Below are 16,955 nucleotides of genomic sequence, written 5' to 3'. Positions count from 1 at the left end.
TGGTACATAACGAGGGAAGAGGAAGGTTTTTCAGCTTGAAAATCCTGATAGGGTTCTGAGGGCGGGCGTTTTTCGGTACTTGCCCGCTATCGTTTTCCTACTTGCCGCGGAGAGTCTTCATGTCCAATCAAGCAACAGCGCATTCCGTAACGTTCAAGCGCCCAGACGGTGCCGAGGTCAACGGCTACCTGGCCAGCCCGGCTGAGCTGGAAGGGGCGCCGGCCATCGTATTGATTCAAGAGTGGTGGGGGCTTAACGAGCAGATCAAGGGCGTGGCCATCCGCCTGGCCGAATGCGGTTACCGGGTGCTGGTGCCGGACCTTTATCGCGGCGCCTCGACCGTGGAAGAGGAAGAAGCCCATCACCTGATGGACAGCCTGGATTTTGGCGATGCGGTGTCCCAGGACATCACAGGCGCAGTGCGTTACCTGCAGGCCGACTCGAAAAAAGTGGGCGTGACCGGCTACTGCATGGGCGGGGCGTTGACGCTGTTGGCGCTCAATGCCATTCCGGAGCTGGCGGCGGGTGTGGTCTGGTATGGCTTCCCACCGCTTGAATACCTGGATGCAGCAAAAATCAAAGCACCGCTGATTGGCCATTGGGGCACGCAGGATGCTTTTTTCAACATCGAAACCGTTGCGGAGCTGGAGTCAACGCTGCACGCGGCCGGTGTTGACGCTACGTTTTATCGCTACCTGGCGCGCCATGCCTTTGCCAACGAAACGGCGATCGGCCATGGCCGTATCCCCGACACGCAATACGACGCCGCTTGGTCGCAACTGGCGTGGGACCGCACGTTGACCTTCTTCGGTAAAACCTTGTGGCAGGCCTAAGGCGCAAACAGCCTTCGGTAAAACCTTGAGCCGCCGGTCTGCCTGAACCCGTTGGTTCACCCTGAATCAACGGCGGCGGGCCGTTCCCCTTACTCCGCCTCCGGCTGCCCGATCTCGGCCAGGGCGCTGGCGTTGTTCTTGAATGCTGCTGCAAAGGCGGCGCGGTTCTTGGCCATGAAAATACCGGCGTCTTCTGCCTGCTTTTCAGTCAAGCCTTCCACGTTTTTCAACAGGACATCCATCAGAGACTCTGCCAGTTCAAGCATCTGGTCGTGTGCGTCGGCAAGTTTGCGATCCACGAATGTAGTCTCCAAGTCGCGGGTACTGCGATACAGGGTTTCAACAGCCATTTTTTGGCCTCGTCATCAGGGTGCAGTAGTGAAGGGGAGTAGCCCTTGTGTTCGGGTGTTGCGATAACTGTATTTATATACAGCTAAAAGAGTAAGCCAAACCACGGGGGTTTGGGTAGCAGTTTTTTAATGTAGTTGGGAAATGGGGGTTTGCTACAACGGAAATTTCTGACAACTTGCCGGGGTTGCGCTGGAATTGTCCAGTGGCTTACCTTCCTCGGGCGCTGCATTTGCAGCGAGTGGGCTTGGCGGCCCAACAAGGAAGCGCAACAACCCCCTATGAGATTGCAGACGATTTTGCATTTGCATTCTTGTGTCATGGCGGGTTGCGCATGGACCCCTCGGGGTGCCGGGTCGTTCCTTACCGGTCCGCCAACCTTGTGCAATCCGTCACCCAACCTGCTTGGCGGCAGACGGTGATGGTTTCCTTACTAAGGAACTAGACCAATGAAGAAAATCACTCCCAACCCTCCGTCTACCGATTCGACGCTATTTTGCGTTACACCTGAAGCTGACACAGAAACCTTGCTGGCCAACGCCAGCGAAACCCTAAGCAGTGCCCGTGAAATAGCCAACGCGCTGGCATTCGACCTTGACGGTCCGCAGCGGAGTTTAGTGTTAGCCATTCACCAATTGGTTGAGATGGGCTGCCTGTTAGTCGACCGCGCGCTAGAGAAAGTCGCACCAGTTTGATGCCTCGCCCTCTGATCGCTCCCGCGGTTGCGGGAGCGGTCAAAACATAGTCCAGATGGCTTCGATTTTTCCTGTTACTCACTTCATCGCTCAAAGCACGACAGCGAAAACCCGAGCGACTAGACTTCTTCTTCATCGACAACGGAGGCTTTGATGGACACTTCCTTTTCCTCTGGTATCCACGCAGATACCGAAGAGCAGGCTGATAGCTACGACCGCTGGTTTCGGGCCAAGGTACAAGCCGCTCTTGATGACACCAGCCCCGGTATTCCTCACGACGAGGTGATGGCCGAGATGCAAGCGCTGATCGAGTCCAAACTCAAGAAAGGCGATGCTGATTGAGTGGGTGCCCGCAGCGCGGGTGGAACTTCGGCAAATTATTGAGTACCTCAGTCATCGCAATCCTGTCGCAGCTCTTGAGCTAAAGCGCTCAATCGAAGCTTCAGTTCTGGCTCTCTCCCGCAGACCCCACCTTTACCGTCCTGGCAGAATCCTTGGTACGCGCGAGATGGTGGTACATCCGAATTATCTGGTCGTATACAAAGTGACAGACAACATTCGGGTTCTCTCTGTTTTACACGCACGCCAGCGATATCCCTGATCGATCCGTCCTTCGGATGAGCAAAGTATCTACTCTGCTCATCCTTACACGTGCCTCATGTCACCCCGCCATCATCTTATACCTGCCCCTGGCCTTTTTTCTGCATGCAGAACAACCGTCACGTCCAACCCGCATTATCCGGTCGAGTCGACCTAAGGAAGCATCATCGTGAAAATCAACTGGGCCGAAAGGCTGCGTCAGCAAGTCCACGGGCTGGCCGAATCCCTGGGTAACCTGTTCGTCGAGTCGTTCCACTACTTGGCGCTGTTCGCCATTGGTGCGGTGACGGCCTGGGCGGCGGTGATGGAGTTTCTGGGGATGTTGGAGAACGGGCACATCAAGATCGATGACATCTTGCTGCTGCTCCTCTACTTGGAGCTGGGTGCGATGGTCGGCATTTACTTCAAGACGAAGGTCTACGTTACTAACAATTTTGTTGAGGGTGCCGAAAACGATGCAAGCTCCTTCGATCCTCGTGCATGGTATGCATGACCTACTCCTGAGTAGCTGTGTGGTTAATGATTCGCTCAATTCTGAACAGTGGTGGGTATGATGACGCAAGAAGTGAAATGGGCTGAAAACCTACGTCGAAAGCTGCATGGCGGTGCTGATTCGATTGGTAATTTATTCGTGGAAACGTTTCATTATCTCGCGCTTTTCGCCATTGGACTAATAACCGTATGGGCTGGAATATCGACATTTCTTGGAATGCTTCAACAGCCCAAAATAACGGTTGATGATATTTTGCTACTATTTATCTATCTGGAATTATTAGCGATGGCGGGTATTTATTTTAAAACTAATCACATGCCCCTGAGATTTTTGTTGTATATCGGCGTAACCGCATTGATTCGATTGTTGATAAGTGATGTTTCTCATCATAATGCGCCGGATACCGGGATTCTTTACGTGTGTGGTGGTGTGTTGCTGCTGTCGATTTCGATTTTGGTGGTTAGGTATTCATCTTCAAAATACCCATCAGTTAAAGAAAGGACAGACTAAGCTATCCATGACGATGATGGTGGTTTTGAAGGGTAGTAAAACGCAAGCATTAAACCAGTTTCATGGATCTTTTAAAGCGCCATGGGCCATCCTTAGCTGCTGAGCTGATAATTTTTTGGTCAAAAGATCTTTTAAAAAAGTTAGTAGATGTGTAGGGAGATAATGTTTTTAGTCTGTAGTTGGCATTATTTAAGGCTGCCGATAGATTGGCGAAGCACGGCCCGTGTAAATGCACCGCGCTAGCGCTAAGTGTTCACTGCTTTTTAAAGAATATAGAAGCTTCAAGTTCTCTGTATGTGTCTGAATCCTTTGGCAGGTGCTCTGCGATATTTAATTTGAATTTTTCAGGGTTGATGTTGGTTTTTATATTACAGAAGTTTCGGATGTGACTTGATAATTCTTTTACGCTTTGATCGTCGATATTGTGTACGGCTGAGTCGTATGCGGGCTCGTCGAAAATAAGGTTGTTGTGTGCGCAATAGCTCATTAATGCATCTTTGCTGAAGAGATAGTTTTCAATCTCCCAGCGGTTAAGCATGCGATGGTGCTCAAGATTATTGTTGAGATACTGCTCTCTTTCTTGAAGGGATACGCATCTTCCGGAGCCGGAGTCTCGATCCTTCAATACCAATATTTCCAAGCTGGGTAGCGCTTTAGATAATATCGCTATTGCTATGTCACTCCGCTGGTCTAACTCAGTATTTCCGCCACTGGAAACAAATAGAGTTTCTGGGTACCGCTCATTAAAGATAGTGTTGTAGGCTTGAGCATCCAATCCACGCTCTCGACCTCCCACCCCAGGGCTATCACGCCCCTCGCAATACACGATCCGCTTTGGGCTAAGTAGATGAGTCAGGTCGTCTAGCGCTACCCCAAAAATTTTTCGCCACATTGCTGGGTTTTTTGGAGCAGGCGTTAGAGTTTTTGTCTCTGATGCTAAGTTGTACTGTTCGTCAAAGTAAATTATTTGGCATTGTTCTTTCAGCTCATCTTGCAAAGCTCTTATAAAACCGATGCTATGTGTAGTAAGCCAGATTTGGCAGTTTTCACCAATTAATTTATTTATTTCGATTAGAAGGTTTCTTTGGATGGAGCTATTTATGTGTAACTCTGGTTCGTCAAACATAAAAATTGTATTGTTGTATTCGTCTTTTCGTAGGTATAGATCAAGCAATATGTCAACAACTTCTTTCTCTCCTGAAGAAAGCACATTGAATGAAAAAACTGTAGGGTGGTCGGGTTTTCTGAAAAAAAGCGTTCCTTGGCCGCTTTCAATGTTGCCAATATTGTCGATCTCTAAGGTAAGGCAGTTTCTAATTGAGTCGTTTAAGTCGTTTATTATCTTGGCTTTTGCTTCGCTAGGTTTGCAGTCCTTACTATGCATGTAATTTGTAAATTTTACATTAAGCCTTCGGTAGTTTTCTTCCATTTTATCGTCTAAATCTGAAGAAGTGATTGCTCCATAGTTATTTAGATATATTTCTGTAACTGCTCTGATGTCTTTGACGTTTAAGCTGCTGTTGTAACGATAGGGACTTCTAAAAGAAAATATTGTGTTTTCTTTGCCTGCTCGGCTTGTTCTGAGTGGGTAATAAGCACCCGTATCAAAGGTCAGTGATACACTTTCAAAGTTAAACGACGGATCGGATCGCATTGAGTGGTATAAATGATCTTTGCCTCCCTTATTGCCCAAAGCACCATGAGCGTTGTGGTGAAAAAGTATTCCGTCCAAAACACTACTTTTCCCGCTGCCGTTAGGGCCGACAAGAGCAATAATGCGGGAGGGCGTTTCGCCTAAATCGATAGTAAGGTCATGAAAGCGTTTATACCCATTGAATAAGCGTAACTTTTTGATTCTCATTCTTTATTGAGTCCATTCAGGATGCATGAAAGTGAAAAGCTAACATGTGAGCATCGGCGGCGATAGGCTGCTATGGGGCTATCTAGGTGAATTGTAAAAAGGGCGCAGCTGTCGTCAAGACCAACCACATGCCGGTACGCTTCCTGATCTACGTGGCGATCACCGCGCTGACGCGACTGCTGATCTCCAACGTGTCGCACCACAATCCGCCGGACGTGGGAATCATCTACCTGTGCGGTGGGATTCTGCTGTTGGCGTTCGCGATTCTGGTGGTGCGCTACGCCTCGTCGGCCTTCCCTTCGGTGAAGGTCGAAGGCCCGCGTCGCAAGGGCGAGGCGAGCCTGGAAACCGAGAAGGGCGAGCTTTAAAGCCCGACGCTGAACGGCAGGGCGCGGGTCGGCGGTCGATGAAGGACTTTGTGATCGCCATCCGTCATCACCGCCAGGATCTCCATGGCGCTGTGACCCTGTTCGATGGCGATACCGAATTGAATGCTTTGCACCAGGCGTTTCAGCCGCTTGGGATCATTGCGCTGTTCGGCGCTGATCATGCGCTTGGCCACCACGCCTTGTTCGTTGGAGAGGGTCAGCATGATGCTGCCGTCCAGGCGTTGGATGCTCAAGTTGACGCGGTATTCAGGGGTGAAGGTGTCGGTGATGATCTGAAAAGGATTGTCCATGGTGCGTACCGCCTGATAAGAACATGCAGTCATTGACGACCGGTGTCGGGATTAGTTCGCGTCTCCTGACCATCGGCCACTCCGTCGCTGAGGTTTTCACAAGGTCCGTTTCCCTCTACAGCTCTACAGCAAAGGCCGTGCCGCATAAGGCGCCGAGCCGTTATTGCGGGACATGAAAAAGGCGAACCGAGGTTCGCCTTTTTGTTGGGTGATCTATTTCAGGGCAGTACCGAGAAAACGATCGCAGACAGCGCAATCAACCCAATCACCACTACAAACACATTCGACACCTGGCCCGAATACTGGCGCAGAGATGGCACGCGACGAATGGCGTACATCGGCATCAGGAACAGCAGGCAGGCGATGATCGGCCCGCCCATGGTTTCGATCATGCCCAGGATGCTCGGGTTGAAGGTAGCCACGGCCCAGCAGGTCAGCACCATGAACAGTGCGGTGCAGCGTTCCAGCCATTTGGCCGACATCGAGCGATTGCGCCCGCGCAGGGATTTGACGATCAGGCCCTGAAAACCTTCGCTGGCGCCGATGTAGTGGCCGAGGAAGGATTTGGTGATAGCTACCAGCGCAATCAACGGCGCGGCGTAGGCGATCACTGGCGTCTGGAAGTGGTTGGCCAGGTAGGACAGGATCGAGATGTTCTGCGCCTTGGCTGCCGCCAGGTCGGCCGGCGACAGTGCCAGTACGCAACTGAAGCAGAAGAACATCACGGTCAGCACCATCATGCCGTGGGCCGTGGCCAGGATGCCGCTGCTTTTGCGCTCGGCCTGGGCGCCGTACACGCGTTTCTGGTCGACGGCGAAGGCAGAGATGATCGGCGAATGGTTGAAGGAAAACACCATCACCGGAATCGCCAGCCACAGGGTCTTGAAGAACAGCGGCAGGGGCATGCCATCACCCGCGGAGGCAAAGAAGGCGCCGTTCCAGTTGGGGATCAGGCTGAACGCCAGCAACAGCAGGGCGGCGACGAACGGGTACACCAGCACGCTCATGGCCTTGACGATCACGCCCTGGCCGCATCGTACGATAGCCATCAGGCCAAGAATCAGCACCAGCGACAGGATCGCCCGAGGGGGCGGGGCCATGTGCAGTTGGTGTTCCATGAAGCTGCTCAGGGTGTTGGTCAGCGCCACGCTGTACACCAGCAGGATCGGGAAGATGGCAAAGAAATACAGCAGGGTGATCAGCTTGCCCGCACCGACACCGAAGTGTTCTTCGACCACTTCGGTGATGTCACCGGATTTGCCTGACAGCACAAAACGCGTCAGCCCACGGTGGGCGAAGAAGGTCATCGGGAAGGCCAGCAGGGCCAGCACGATCAACGGCCAGAAGCCGCCGACGCCGGCATTGATCGGCAGGAACAACGTGCCGGCGCCGATGGCGGTGCCGTAGAGGCCCAGCATCCAGGTGGTGTCGTGTTGGGTCCAGCCGGTGGTCACGGTTGTTGCTGTAGCAGCAGGATTTTCAGCAGCAGGTGTACGTACATCGGTCATCGGTATTGCCTCGTTATTATTTTTGCGCGGGCTCACGTAAGGGGCGGGTAGCAGTGCTCCGATCAGCACTCCACCCAGCTGACCGCCAGGCCGCCCCGTGAAGTTTCTTTGTATTTGTCATGCATATCGGCGCCGGTATCACGCATGGTGCGGATCACCCGGTCGAGGGAAATAAAGTGTTTGCCGTCACCGCGCAGGGCCATTTGCGTGGCGTTGATCGCCTTGACCGCGGCGATGGCATTGCGCTCGATGCACGGCACCTGTACCAGGCCGCCGACCGGGTCGCAGGTGAGGCCGAGGTTGTGTTCCAGGCCGATTTCGGCGGCGTTTTCCAGTTGCTCTGGAGTAGCGCCCAAAATATCGGCAAGCCCTGCTGCAGCCATGGCGCAGGCCGAACCCACCTCACCCTGGCAGCCGACTTCGGCGCCGGAAATCGAGGCGTTTTTCTTGCAGAGGATGCCGACTGCCGCAGCGGCCAGGAAGAAATTGACCACATCGTCGTCAGACGCGTCGGCGTTGAACTTCATGTAGTAATGCAGCACCGCCGGGATGATCCCGGCCGCGCCATTGGTCGGTGCGGTGACCATGCGCCCACCGGCTGCGTTTTCTTCGTTGACGGCGAGGGCGAACAGGTTGACCCACTCCATGGCCGACAGGGTCGAGGTGATGACATTCGGTTTACCGATTTCCAGCAGGCTGCGGTGCAATTTTGCCGCGCGGCGCGGTACGTCCAGACCGCCCGGCAAGATGCCTTCATCGCGCAAGCCTTGTTCCACGCATTCGCGCATCACCGACCAGATGTGCAACAGGCCACTGCGGATGTCGGCGTCGCTGCGCCACGCGCGTTCGTTGGCCATCATCAGCTCGGAAACCCGCAGGCCGTGCTTGTTGCACAAAGCCAGCAGTTCCACGGCGCTGGAAAAGTCGTAGGGCAATTGCACATCGCTGGTCGGCGCAATGCCCGAGGCCGCTTCCGCCGCTTCGATGATGAAACCGCCGCCCACCGAGTAATAGGTCTGCTCGCTCAGCAGGCCGGTTTCGCCGTAGGCGTGTAGGGACATGGCGTTGGGGTGGTAGGGCAGGCTTTCGTCCAGCAGTAGGAGGTCGTGCTTCCAGTTGAAGTCAATGTCGTGCTGACCTGCAAGAAGCAGTCGGCCGGATTCGCGCAGTTGCTGGATGCGTGCGTTGATCGAGGTGGGGTCGACCCGGTCCGGCCATTCGCCCATCAGGCCCATTACGCAGGCGCGGTCGGTGGCGTGGCCGACGCCGGTGGCGGACAGCGAGCCATATAGGCGCACTTCTACACGGCGGGTGTCGTTCAGCAGCTGTTGATCGATCAGGGCTTGGGCAAAGGTCGCCGCCGCCCGCATCGGGCCGACGGTGTGAGAGCTGGAAGGGCCGATGCCCACTTTGAATAGATCGAAAACACTGATAGCCATGCTAAAGCCTTACAAGCAATGGAGTAGAAATCGCTGCCATGTTTTGTAGAGCGAGCGGAATTGGCGCGATACTGAGCCTCTGGAACGGCACTGACCAACGAATTATCCTAAGACACCCTTTAGCAGGACTAAACGCTATGCCCCGGCCCCTTCATGGCCAGACTTACGTCTGGTTGCACGTGTTTTCCTGTGCTGCGCGGCATTTGTCGTTCACCCGCTGCGCCGAGGAACTGCACATCACGCCGGGCGCGGTGAGCCAGCAGATCCGTCAGTTGGAGGAGCGATTGGGTTTCCGCTTGTTTCATCGGCGCGCGCGTGGGGTGGAGCTGAGTGCCGAAGGGCAGCGACTGGCGACAACGGTAGGGGAGGCCTACGGCAGCATCGACGCGGAGTTGCAGCGCCTGGACGCGGGGATGATCAGCGGCACCCTGCGCCTGCGCTCGATCCCATCGTTTCTCGGCAAGTGGCTGACCCCTCGGTTACCGCGCTTGCAGCAGCGCTTTCCGGATATCCAATTGCGCATGGTCGCCGAAGACAGCAGCATCGCCCTGCATGAGGGTGACTTCGACCTGGCCATTGACTTGAACGACGGCAGCTACCCTGGCCTGTTATCCACAGCCCTGCTGGACGAACAGATTTTCCCGGTCTGTGCCCCGAGCCTTCTGCGCGGCCGGCCACCGCTGCATGGTCCCGCCGACCTCGTGCATTTCCCACTGCTCCACGACATCACCGCCTGGCGTGGGAGTTATGAGTACGCCGAATGGGAGTTTTATCTGAATGCTATCGGCTATCACCACGCCGACGTGCGCCGTGGCCACACCTTCAACCGCAACCACCTGACCATCGAAGCCGCCATCGCCGGCATGGGCGTGGCCATTGCGCGGCGCACCTTGCTCAACGATGAGTTGGACCGCGGCACCTTGATCGTGCCCTTCGGCCTGGCCGTGCCTAACCACAAACGTTACGTGTTGCTGTATGCACCAGGCGCACTGAGCCATCCGGGCGTACGCGCGGTGCACGATTGGTTGGTTGAAGAAGCAGGGATTTTCCGCGGATTGCACCCGTTGGGAGAGGGGCAATTGTGAGGTTGGCGGGCCGTAAGAAGATGTAACTAACTCCCCACCCTAACAGCGTTTTTGCTCGTAGTCAGACTTAATTTGTAATGTGGGATTTATCTTTGCAAAGGGGTTGAATTGTTCTGCTGACTGCTCAATTGTGTAATCAAGAGGTCATGGTTTCACCGACCCGGTGTTGCAGTTGTGACCTCTCGCGAGCTAGCTGAAATAAGGGAAGAACTATGCAAATCCAAGTCAATAGCGATAACCATATTGAAAGCAGCATCCGACTGGAGGAGTGGGTACGTACTACCATTGAGAGCACGCTCGAACGTTACGAAGAAGACCTGACCCGAGTGGAGGTCTACCTGCGGGATGAGAACGGCGACAAGCCCGGTCCCCACGATTTAAGTTGCCGCCTGGAAGCGCGGCCAAAAGGCCATCAACCGCTGTCCGTGCTGCACAAAGCCGATACCCTGGAACAGGCGATCGACGGTGCGGCGACCAAGCTGGACCATGCGTTGGAACATCTGTTCGGCAAACTGCAAGGCAAGCCACGCGCTGCCGGGAAAAACCAGCCGACCACCAAAGTCAACGAAGATGAGCTTGAGCAGGAGTTTCTGGAAAAAGAACGCGCCGTGTTCAACGGCTGATAGCTTTCTCACGCGCCACTAAAAACGGGCCTGCATTTGCAGGCCCGTTTTCGTTTGAGTGGCGTTAGAACGCAATGGAGGTCTGTACGTAGACCGTGCGGGGTTCGCCCACGTATTTACCCTTGTTGTTATCGTCGAACGAGCGGGTGAAATACTGGGTGTTGAAGATGTTTTTCACACCCACTGCCACATTCAAATCCGACAGTTGCGGGCCGAAGTCATAGGCCGCGCGGCTACTGAACAACATGTAGCCAGGTATGCGTCCGTTGGCGCCGTTGGCGGTTTCCTTCTCGGTGTTGGCGTTGTCGGCGAACTGGCTGCTTTGGTAGCTGCTGTCCAGGTTGAGCTTCCAGCGGCCTTCGGTGTAGCCCACGCCAAGGGTGCCTTTGTGCTTGGACGAGAAGGGCACGCGGTTGCCTTTGTTCGGGCCGTCTTCGCGGATGGTCGCGTCGACGTAGGCGTAAGTGGCGTACACATCAAAGCCAGCCAGCGCCGGGCTCAAACCGTCGAGCGCGTAGTTGACGCTGGTCTCGATACCCTGGTGGCGGGTTTCGCCACGGGCAATCACCGAGTCGTTGGTCTGGTTGCTTTCGTACTGGTTGTCGAAGTTGATCAGGAATGCGCCGATTTCCGCACGCAAGGTGCCGTCGTCGTAGCGGGTACCGAGTTCCCAGGTACGGGCTTTTTCCGGTTTCACTTCGCCGCTGGTCACGCGGTTCGGCATCTGGCTGTACTGCACGCTGCCGAACGAACCTTCGGTGTTGGCGTAGAGGTTCCAGCTGTCGCTGAGGTGGTACAGCACGTTCAGTGCCGGCAGCGCGGTGTTGTAGTCGCCTTTGTATTTGACGTTGGTCAGGTTGTTGGTCTGCTGGGACTCGATCATCTCGTAGCGCACGCCCGGCGTGATGGTCCACTTGCCGATATCGATCCGGTCATCGATGAAGAACGCATTGGCTTCGGTGCCGTCACGGGTGTCGCGGTCGTTGCGGCTGTCGGTGGTGGGGATCTGCTGGTTGGCGGCAATCGGCGTGCGGTAACGCAGTTCGTGGCCGGCCTCGTTGATGTAGCGGTAGCCGACGCCGACTTCGTGGCTGGTCGGGCCCAGGTCAAAGCCTTGGGCGAAGCGGGTCTCGATGCCACGCACCCAGTATTCACGCGGGGACAGCGAAAGGAACGTGCCCTGGTCCAGGTAACCGCTGCGCAAGGTCTTGGTGAAGAAGCTGTTCACGGTGAACTCGCGGCGGTCCTGCTCATAGCGATAGCCGACGTTGAACATCGTACGGCGGCCCCAGAATTTGTCGTAGGGGCGGGTGGACTGGTAGGGATCCGCCTTGTAGTCCGCGACGTTCAAGCCCCCCGGCATATCGGCCTGGCCTTCGTAGTATTGCGCCATGGCGTTGAAGCTGTTGGCGTCATCCAGTTGATATTTGCCCTTGAGGATCAGGTCGTCGATACGCGTATTGCTGTTTTCGCGCCAGTCGCCGCCACGGGTGCCGGAGTACAGAATCGCCCCGCCCAGGCCGTTATCAGCCGTGCCGCCGGCCAGCAGGTTGCCGGTGGTCTTGAAGCCGTCGTGGCTGGAGGAAGGGCTGGTTTCGGTCTGCAAGCCGCCTTTGACCGTCGGTGCATCCGGGATCGCGCGGGTCACGAAGTTGACCACGCCGCCGACGTTCTGCGGGCCGTAGCGCACCGCACCGCCGCCGCGCACTACGTCGACCGCGTCCATGTTGCCCATGCTGATCGGCGCAAAGGAAAGCTGCGGCTGGCCGTAGGGCGCGAACGGCACCGGAATGCCATCCATCAGCACCGTGGAGCGCGACGCCAGGCGTGGGTTGAGGCCACGAATGCCGAAGTTCAGTGCCATGTCGTGGCTGCCGGTGCCGTTGTTGTCCGGGGCGTTGACGCCGGGAATGCGGTTGAGCACGTCCTTGGCCTGGGTGGCGCCCTGGCGTTCGAATTCTTCACGGCGGATCACATCGCGGGCGCCGGGGTGTTCGAACACATTGGTCTGCGCTGCGTCGCCCAGCCAGTCGCCGACCACGCTGGAGGTGCCCAACTCAATGCTGGCCGGTGCCGTGGTCGGTTGCAGGCTGTAGGCATTGTCGCCTTCGGCACGGGCTTGCAGGCCGGTGCCTTCCAGCAATTTTTGCAGGCCGTCCGCAGCGCCGTAGTTGCCGGACAAACCACGGCTCTGCATACCCGCCGTGACTTCGGAGCCGAAGGAAATCAACACGCCGGCTTCGCGGCCAAACTGGTTCAGTGCTGCTTCCAGCGACGTCGGGGCGATGTGATAGGGCTTGGCGTCGGCCGCCATCACCGGGGGCAGCACAGTCAGACTGAGGCTGGCGCCGAGTAGGAGTTGGCGCACGGTGCGGGCAAGAAGCGTCGGTTGCTGGGGCATGAAGAGCGGTCCTGAGAAGGAAGGATCAAGGTGGCTTTCCTTCTCTGTCACGCGAGGGGTGGAAAACGGCTCACTGTTTTTTGAATTAATTTCAGGCGCGTGCCTGCACGGTCACCCAGTAGCGGGTAAAGCGCCGTACCTTCACCGGTAGGCTCACTTCCAGCAGGTCGAGAATGCGCTCGCTGTCATCCAGCGGGTAGCTGCCGGAGATCAGCAGGTTGGCTACCTGTGGGTCGCAATTGACCTGGCCACGGCGATAACGGCCGAGTTCGCCGAGGAAATCTTCCAGGCGCATGTGGGCAGCAACCAGCATGCCGTCGGCCCAAGCGCCGCTGTTGGCGTCGGTGGGGCGCGGGGTGTCCCAGCCTTTGCGGGTGAAGTTGACCTGGTGCGCGGCCTGGACGCTCAGCGGCAGGCCGGTGTAGGTATTGGGCATGACGTCGACGCGGCCGTCGAGCACGGCCAATTGCGTGTGATCGTTGAATTGTCGCACGTTCATGCGCGCCGCCTGGCTGGTGAGCAGGCCCTGGCCGGTCAGCACCTGCAATGGTGTGCTGCCTGCAATACCGGTCAGCAGGATCTCGCCTTCAAGCAGGCGGATCAGCCGTTGCTGGCCATCGAAATGCACATCCACCGCGGTGCCGGTGTTGAGCTGTAACTGGCTGCCATCGGCCAATTGCACCTTGCGTCGCTGGCCAACGGGGCTGCGATAGTCGGCGGTTAGCGGCGGCAAAATATGCTGTTGGCGAAGGCTCCAGGCGGCAGCGGAACCGGCGCCGAGGATCAACAGCAATTTCAGCGCCTGACGACGGCTGGTGGAGGTTGGCGCATTCAACGCCGCATGGGCCAGGGGCGACGGCATGCCGCGCAGGCGCTGGTTAACGCGCTGCATGTGGTCCCAGGCACGCTGGTGTTCGCTGTGGGCATTCAACCACTGTTGCCAGGCGGCTTGCTGGCGTGGGTTGAGCGCGCCTTGCTGCATTTCCATCAGCCAGTGCACGGCTTGTTCGGCGACTTGGGTGGAGAAGTTCATAGGGCGAAGTAGCAGCGCATAGCCGCTTTGCTCAGGTGGCGTTTGACGGTGGCGATGGAAATGCCCAGTTCCGCGCCGATTTGCGCGTAGGTCAGGCCATCGAGTTGGGCCAGCAGGAACGCACGTTTGACCTGGACGGGCAGGCCATCGAGCAGTTGGTCCAACTCCACCAGGGTTTGCAGGATGATTGCGCGTTCTTCTTCCGACGGTGCCACGTGCTCGGGCATCTGCGCCAAGGCGTCGAGGTAGGCGCGCTCCAGGTCCTGGCGGCGGTAGAAGTTGAACAGCACACGCTTGGCGACTGTGGTGAGGAACGCGCGGGGCTCGACCAGCGTGGGTGTTTCCCGCGCGGTGAGCACGCGGATGAAGGTGTCCTGGGCCAGGTCGGCAGCGCTTTCCGGGCAGCCGAGCTTGCGTCGCAACCAGCCGGTGAGCCAGTGGTGATGGTCGTTGTACAACACTTCGACGGTATTGGACGGGCTCAACGCGAACACTCCACAAGCATCGCCATGCTTTAGAGAACAAGAATTGTTCGCATTGTAGGGTTCGCGGCGGGCTTCGGCAATCCGTCAGGGCAGGTCTTTCATCCGTTCTGTTTTGCTTATGAGAATATTTATCATTAATATTGCGGCCTGATGAACCTGGCGCCTCCCGCATGAAAAGCAAAACCTCGCTGCCTGTCTCCTATCGCCTCGCCGTTACCTCGCGCGTGCTGGCTGCCGTGGTGGGCGGCTATCTGATGGCTTCCCTGGCCAGTATCTGCCTGGCGCTGTGGATACCCACTTCTCGCGCTGACGCAGTGATCACTGGGATGATGAGTTCTTTCGTGTTCTACCTGCTGGCCGTGCTCTGGTGTTTCGCTTGCCGCAGCGCCGCGCGCGCCTGGTTTGGCGTGATGCTGCCAAGCGCGGTATTTGCCACCCTGGCGGGTGTGGGCTTCTGGATGGCACGCACATGAAAGAGGGCTTTCGCCAGGCCATGGCCTGGCTGCACACGTGGGCGGGGCTGATCTTTGGCTGGCTGCTGTTTGCAATTTTCCTGACGGGCACCTTGGCGTATTTCAAGGATGAGATCAGCCATTGGATGCAGCCTGAAGTGCAGGCCCGCCCCTTGGACGACGCGCGCAGCCTGACGGTCGCCCAGAACTATCTGCAGCAAGTCGCGCCGACCGCCGCACGCTGGTTTATCACCCTGCCGGACAGCCGTGACCCCGGCCTGTCGGTGATGTGGCAAGACAAGGTCGACCCCGGCAAACGCGGCAACTTCATCCAGAAAACCCTCGACCCCGTCACCGGCCAGGCCGTGCAAGCCCGTGAAAGCATGGGCGGCGATTTCTTCTATCGTTTCCACTTCCAACTGCAAATGCCCCATCCCTGGGGCCGCTGGCTGTCGACTATCGCTGCGATGGTGATGTTCATCGCCTTGATCACCGGCATCATCACCCACAAGAAAATCTTCAAGGACTTCTTCACCTTCCGCCCCCGCAAGGGCCAGCGCTCCTGGCTCGACGGGCACAACGCGGTCGGCGTGCTGGTGTTGCCGTTTCATCTGATGATCACCTACAGCAGCCTGGTGATCTTCATGAGCATGGTGATGCCGGCCCCGATCCTGGCTTCCTATGGCGGAGACACCCGAGCGTTTTTCAGCGAAGTGTTCCCGAATACCAACAACGCGCCGGCAACGGGCCAGCCAGGCACATTGCTGCCGCTGATGCCGATGTACGAGCAAGCGCGGGCGCAATGGGCCGGTGGCCATGTGGGGCGCGTCGCCGTGAATAACCCCAGCGATGTGAACGCCTCGGTCAATGTGTTCCGCGCGGGTTCCGACAGCGTGGTGCATGATTTCGGCAGCACCGTTTCTTTTAATGGCACGACCGGCGAGCTGGTGCGGGTCAGTGGTGGGCAGTCGCTGCCTTCTGCCATCGGCGGTACTTTCTATGGCCTGCACATGGGCCACTTCGCTGGGCCGGTGTTGCGCTGGTTGTACTTTATCTGTGGCCTGGCGGGCACGGCGATGATTGGTACCGGCCTGGTGATCTGGCTTGGCAAGCGTCAGCTCAAACATGCCAAGGCTGCGGTCATGCCGTTTGAGTTGCGCTTGGTGGAAGTGTTGAACATCGCCAGCATGTCCGGGTTGATGATCGCCATTGCGGCGTTTTTCTGGGCTAACCGTTTGTTGCCGGTGAGCTTTGCCGAGCGTTCCGATTGGGAAGTGCAAACCTTCTTTATCGCCTGGGCCCTGAGCCTGTTGCACGCCATGCTGCGTCGCGGTCGCCAGGGCTGGGTCGAGCAACTGAGCTTCGGCGCGTTGCTGTTTATCGCGATCCCGCTGCTCAATGCACTGACGACATCGCACCACCTGGGCGTTTCGCTGGCAACCGGCGACTGGGCTATGGCTGGCTTCGACTTGACCTGCCTTGCCAGTGGCGTCTTCCTCGGCTGGGCCGCCTGGAAGATGCAGCCTGCGCCTAAACCAGCGCGCGCACGCCCACTGGCGCTGAAGCAGGAGGCGAACTGAATGCTGCTCGCGCTGCTGATGTGCTATGCCGGGTTCACTGCACTGTGCCTGTCCACTGACCGTCACCACGGCGAGTTGTTGCACAGCAAACCCTCGCCCGGTCGGCGCCTGGGCTTGCGGGTGATCGGTTGGTTGTTGCTGGTGGTGTCGATCTGGCCGGCAGTGGATGTCGCCGGTTGGGGCCGGGGCCTGGTGGAGTGGTGCGCCGTGCTGATGCTCAGCGCATTGCTGCTGGTGCTGTTGTTGCCGTACCGGCCAAGGCTGGCCTTGATCCTGGCGGGTGTCGGCCTGCTCGCCAGCCCTGTTGCAGCCTTCGCCGCCCTCTGAGCC

At 57.2% G+C, this 16,955-nt stretch carries 19 protein-coding genes and 1 pseudogene; 12 read left to right on the top strand and 8 right to left on the bottom strand.

Going from position 1 to position 16,955, the window contains the following annotated elements; translation table 11 throughout:
- Positions 1–119: 119 nt before the first annotated feature.
- Positions 120–833, top strand: coding sequence for a dienelactone hydrolase family protein (locus tag H096_RS27525; RefSeq protein WP_033902472.1), 714 nt, complete (start codon positions 120–122; stop codon positions 831–833).
- 89 nt (positions 834–922) lie between these two features.
- Here the strand turns inward: H096_RS27525 and H096_RS27520 are convergent, their stop codons facing one another.
- Positions 923–1,183 (bottom strand): YebG family protein, encoded by a 261-nt coding sequence (locus tag H096_RS27520; RefSeq protein WP_016978245.1) that lies wholly within the window; start codon positions 1,181–1,183, stop codon positions 923–925.
- Positions 1,184–1,630: 447 nt separating this feature from the next.
- Between H096_RS27520 and H096_RS27515 the strand changes: the two genes are divergently transcribed.
- The 5 genes from H096_RS27515 to H096_RS27500 all read left to right on the top strand — a co-directional run bounded on the left by H096_RS27515 (position 1,631) and on the right by H096_RS27500 (position 3,479).
- A complete protein-coding gene (locus H096_RS27515) occupies positions 1,631–1,876 on the top strand; it encodes a DUF6124 family protein (protein WP_033902471.1) in 246 nt (81 codons plus the stop codon).
- 153 nt (positions 1,877–2,029) lie between these two features.
- Positions 2,030–2,218: a hypothetical protein gene (locus tag H096_RS27510; RefSeq protein ID WP_033902470.1), complete on the top strand. Its 189-nt coding sequence runs from the start codon at positions 2,030–2,032 to the stop codon at positions 2,216–2,218.
- Positions 2,208–2,477 carry a type II toxin-antitoxin system RelE/ParE family toxin gene (locus H096_RS33680; protein WP_082461904.1) on the top strand — a complete coding sequence of 90 codons (270 nt, stop codon included), beginning with the start codon at positions 2,208–2,210 and terminating at the stop codon, positions 2,475–2,477. Before H096_RS27510 ends, H096_RS33680 begins: the two co-directional genes overlap by 11 nt.
- Before the next feature lie 168 nt (positions 2,478–2,645).
- A complete protein-coding gene (locus H096_RS27505) occupies positions 2,646–2,969 on the top strand; it encodes a phosphate-starvation-inducible PsiE family protein (protein ID WP_033902469.1) in 324 nt (107 codons plus the stop codon).
- A 60-nt stretch (positions 2,970–3,029) separates the two neighbouring features.
- Positions 3,030–3,479 carry a phosphate-starvation-inducible PsiE family protein gene (locus tag H096_RS27500; RefSeq protein WP_033902506.1) on the top strand — a complete coding sequence of 150 codons (450 nt, stop codon included), beginning with the start codon at positions 3,030–3,032 and terminating at the stop codon, positions 3,477–3,479.
- Positions 3,480–3,732: 253 nt separating this feature from the next.
- Here H096_RS27500 and H096_RS27495 read toward each other — a convergent pair whose 3' ends face one another.
- Positions 3,733–5,340, bottom strand: a complete 1,608-nt coding sequence (locus H096_RS27495) for an AAA family ATPase (protein ID WP_033902468.1) — start codon at positions 5,338–5,340, stop codon at positions 3,733–3,735.
- Between the two features lie 116 nt (positions 5,341–5,456).
- Here H096_RS27495 and H096_RS27490 point away from each other — a divergent pair.
- Positions 5,457–5,708 (top strand): annotated as a pseudogene (locus H096_RS27490) (phosphate-starvation-inducible PsiE family protein); the annotation flags it as partial.
- Here H096_RS27490 and H096_RS27485 read toward each other — a convergent pair.
- The 3 genes from H096_RS27485 to H096_RS27475 form a co-directional block, all read right to left on the bottom strand.
- Positions 5,705–6,019: a DUF3509 domain-containing protein gene (locus tag H096_RS27485; RefSeq protein ID WP_016978247.1), complete on the bottom strand. Its 315-nt coding sequence runs from the start codon at positions 6,017–6,019 to the stop codon at positions 5,705–5,707. The pseudogene H096_RS27490 and the gene H096_RS27485 overlap by 4 nt on opposite strands.
- A 218-nt stretch (positions 6,020–6,237) precedes the next feature.
- Positions 6,238–7,527, bottom strand: a complete 1,290-nt coding sequence (locus H096_RS27480; protein WP_033902467.1) for a serine/threonine transporter — start codon at positions 7,525–7,527, stop codon at positions 6,238–6,240.
- Between the two features lie 62 nt (positions 7,528–7,589).
- Entirely contained in the window at positions 7,590–8,966 is a 1,377-nt protein-coding gene (locus H096_RS27475; RefSeq protein WP_033902466.1) for an L-serine ammonia-lyase, read from the bottom strand.
- A 137-nt stretch (positions 8,967–9,103) separates the two neighbouring features.
- Here H096_RS27475 and H096_RS27470 point away from each other — a divergent pair, with 137 nt between their 5' ends.
- Positions 9,104–10,051: a LysR substrate-binding domain-containing protein gene (locus tag H096_RS27470; RefSeq protein ID WP_033902465.1), complete on the top strand. Its 948-nt coding sequence runs from the start codon at positions 9,104–9,106 to the stop codon at positions 10,049–10,051.
- A gap of 212 nt (positions 10,052–10,263) precedes the next feature.
- Positions 10,264–10,674 carry an HPF/RaiA family ribosome-associated protein gene (locus H096_RS27465; protein WP_016978251.1) on the top strand — a complete coding sequence of 137 codons (411 nt, stop codon included), beginning with the start codon at positions 10,264–10,266 and terminating at the stop codon, positions 10,672–10,674.
- Positions 10,675–10,738: 64 nt separating this feature from the next.
- Here the strand turns inward: H096_RS27465 and fecA are convergent, their stop codons facing one another.
- From fecA to H096_RS27450, 3 genes are all read right to left on the bottom strand, one after another.
- On the bottom strand, positions 10,739–13,075 hold the full coding sequence (gene fecA, locus H096_RS27460; protein ID WP_033902464.1) for a TonB-dependent Fe(3+) dicitrate receptor FecA: 2,337 nt from the start codon (positions 13,073–13,075) through the stop codon (positions 10,739–10,741).
- Between the two features lie 91 nt (positions 13,076–13,166).
- A complete protein-coding gene (locus tag H096_RS27455; RefSeq protein WP_033902463.1) occupies positions 13,167–14,108 on the bottom strand; it encodes a FecR domain-containing protein in 942 nt (313 codons plus the stop codon).
- Positions 14,105–14,593, bottom strand: a complete 489-nt coding sequence (locus tag H096_RS27450; RefSeq protein ID WP_033902504.1) for a sigma-70 family RNA polymerase sigma factor — start codon at positions 14,591–14,593, stop codon at positions 14,105–14,107. Before H096_RS27450 ends, H096_RS27455 begins: the two co-directional genes overlap by 4 nt.
- Before the next feature lie 170 nt (positions 14,594–14,763).
- Between H096_RS27450 and H096_RS27445 the strand changes: the two genes are divergently transcribed.
- Genes H096_RS27445 through H096_RS27435 form a run of 3 tightly spaced genes read left to right on the top strand, consistent with a single transcriptional unit; the run spans position 14,764 to position 16,952 of the window.
- Positions 14,764–15,066 (top strand): DUF3649 domain-containing protein, encoded by a 303-nt coding sequence (locus tag H096_RS27445; RefSeq protein WP_033902462.1) that lies wholly within the window; start codon positions 14,764–14,766, stop codon positions 15,064–15,066.
- Positions 15,063–16,625 (top strand): PepSY-associated TM helix domain-containing protein, encoded by a 1,563-nt coding sequence (locus tag H096_RS27440; RefSeq protein WP_033902461.1) that lies wholly within the window; start codon positions 15,063–15,065, stop codon positions 16,623–16,625. Before H096_RS27445 ends, H096_RS27440 begins: the two co-directional genes overlap by 4 nt.
- Positions 16,626–16,952: a DUF3325 domain-containing protein gene (locus H096_RS27435; protein WP_033902460.1), complete on the top strand. Its 327-nt coding sequence runs from the start codon at positions 16,626–16,628 to the stop codon at positions 16,950–16,952.
- The last annotated feature ends 3 nt before the right edge of the window (positions 16,953–16,955 follow it).

Source organism: Pseudomonas sp. FH1 (assembly GCF_000510895.2).
Lineage (GTDB): Bacteria > Pseudomonadota > Gammaproteobacteria > Pseudomonadales > Pseudomonadaceae > Aquipseudomonas > Aquipseudomonas azotoformans_A.
Note: the sequence above shows the minus strand (reverse complement) of the source record. Positions and strands in the feature narration are given on the sequence as shown.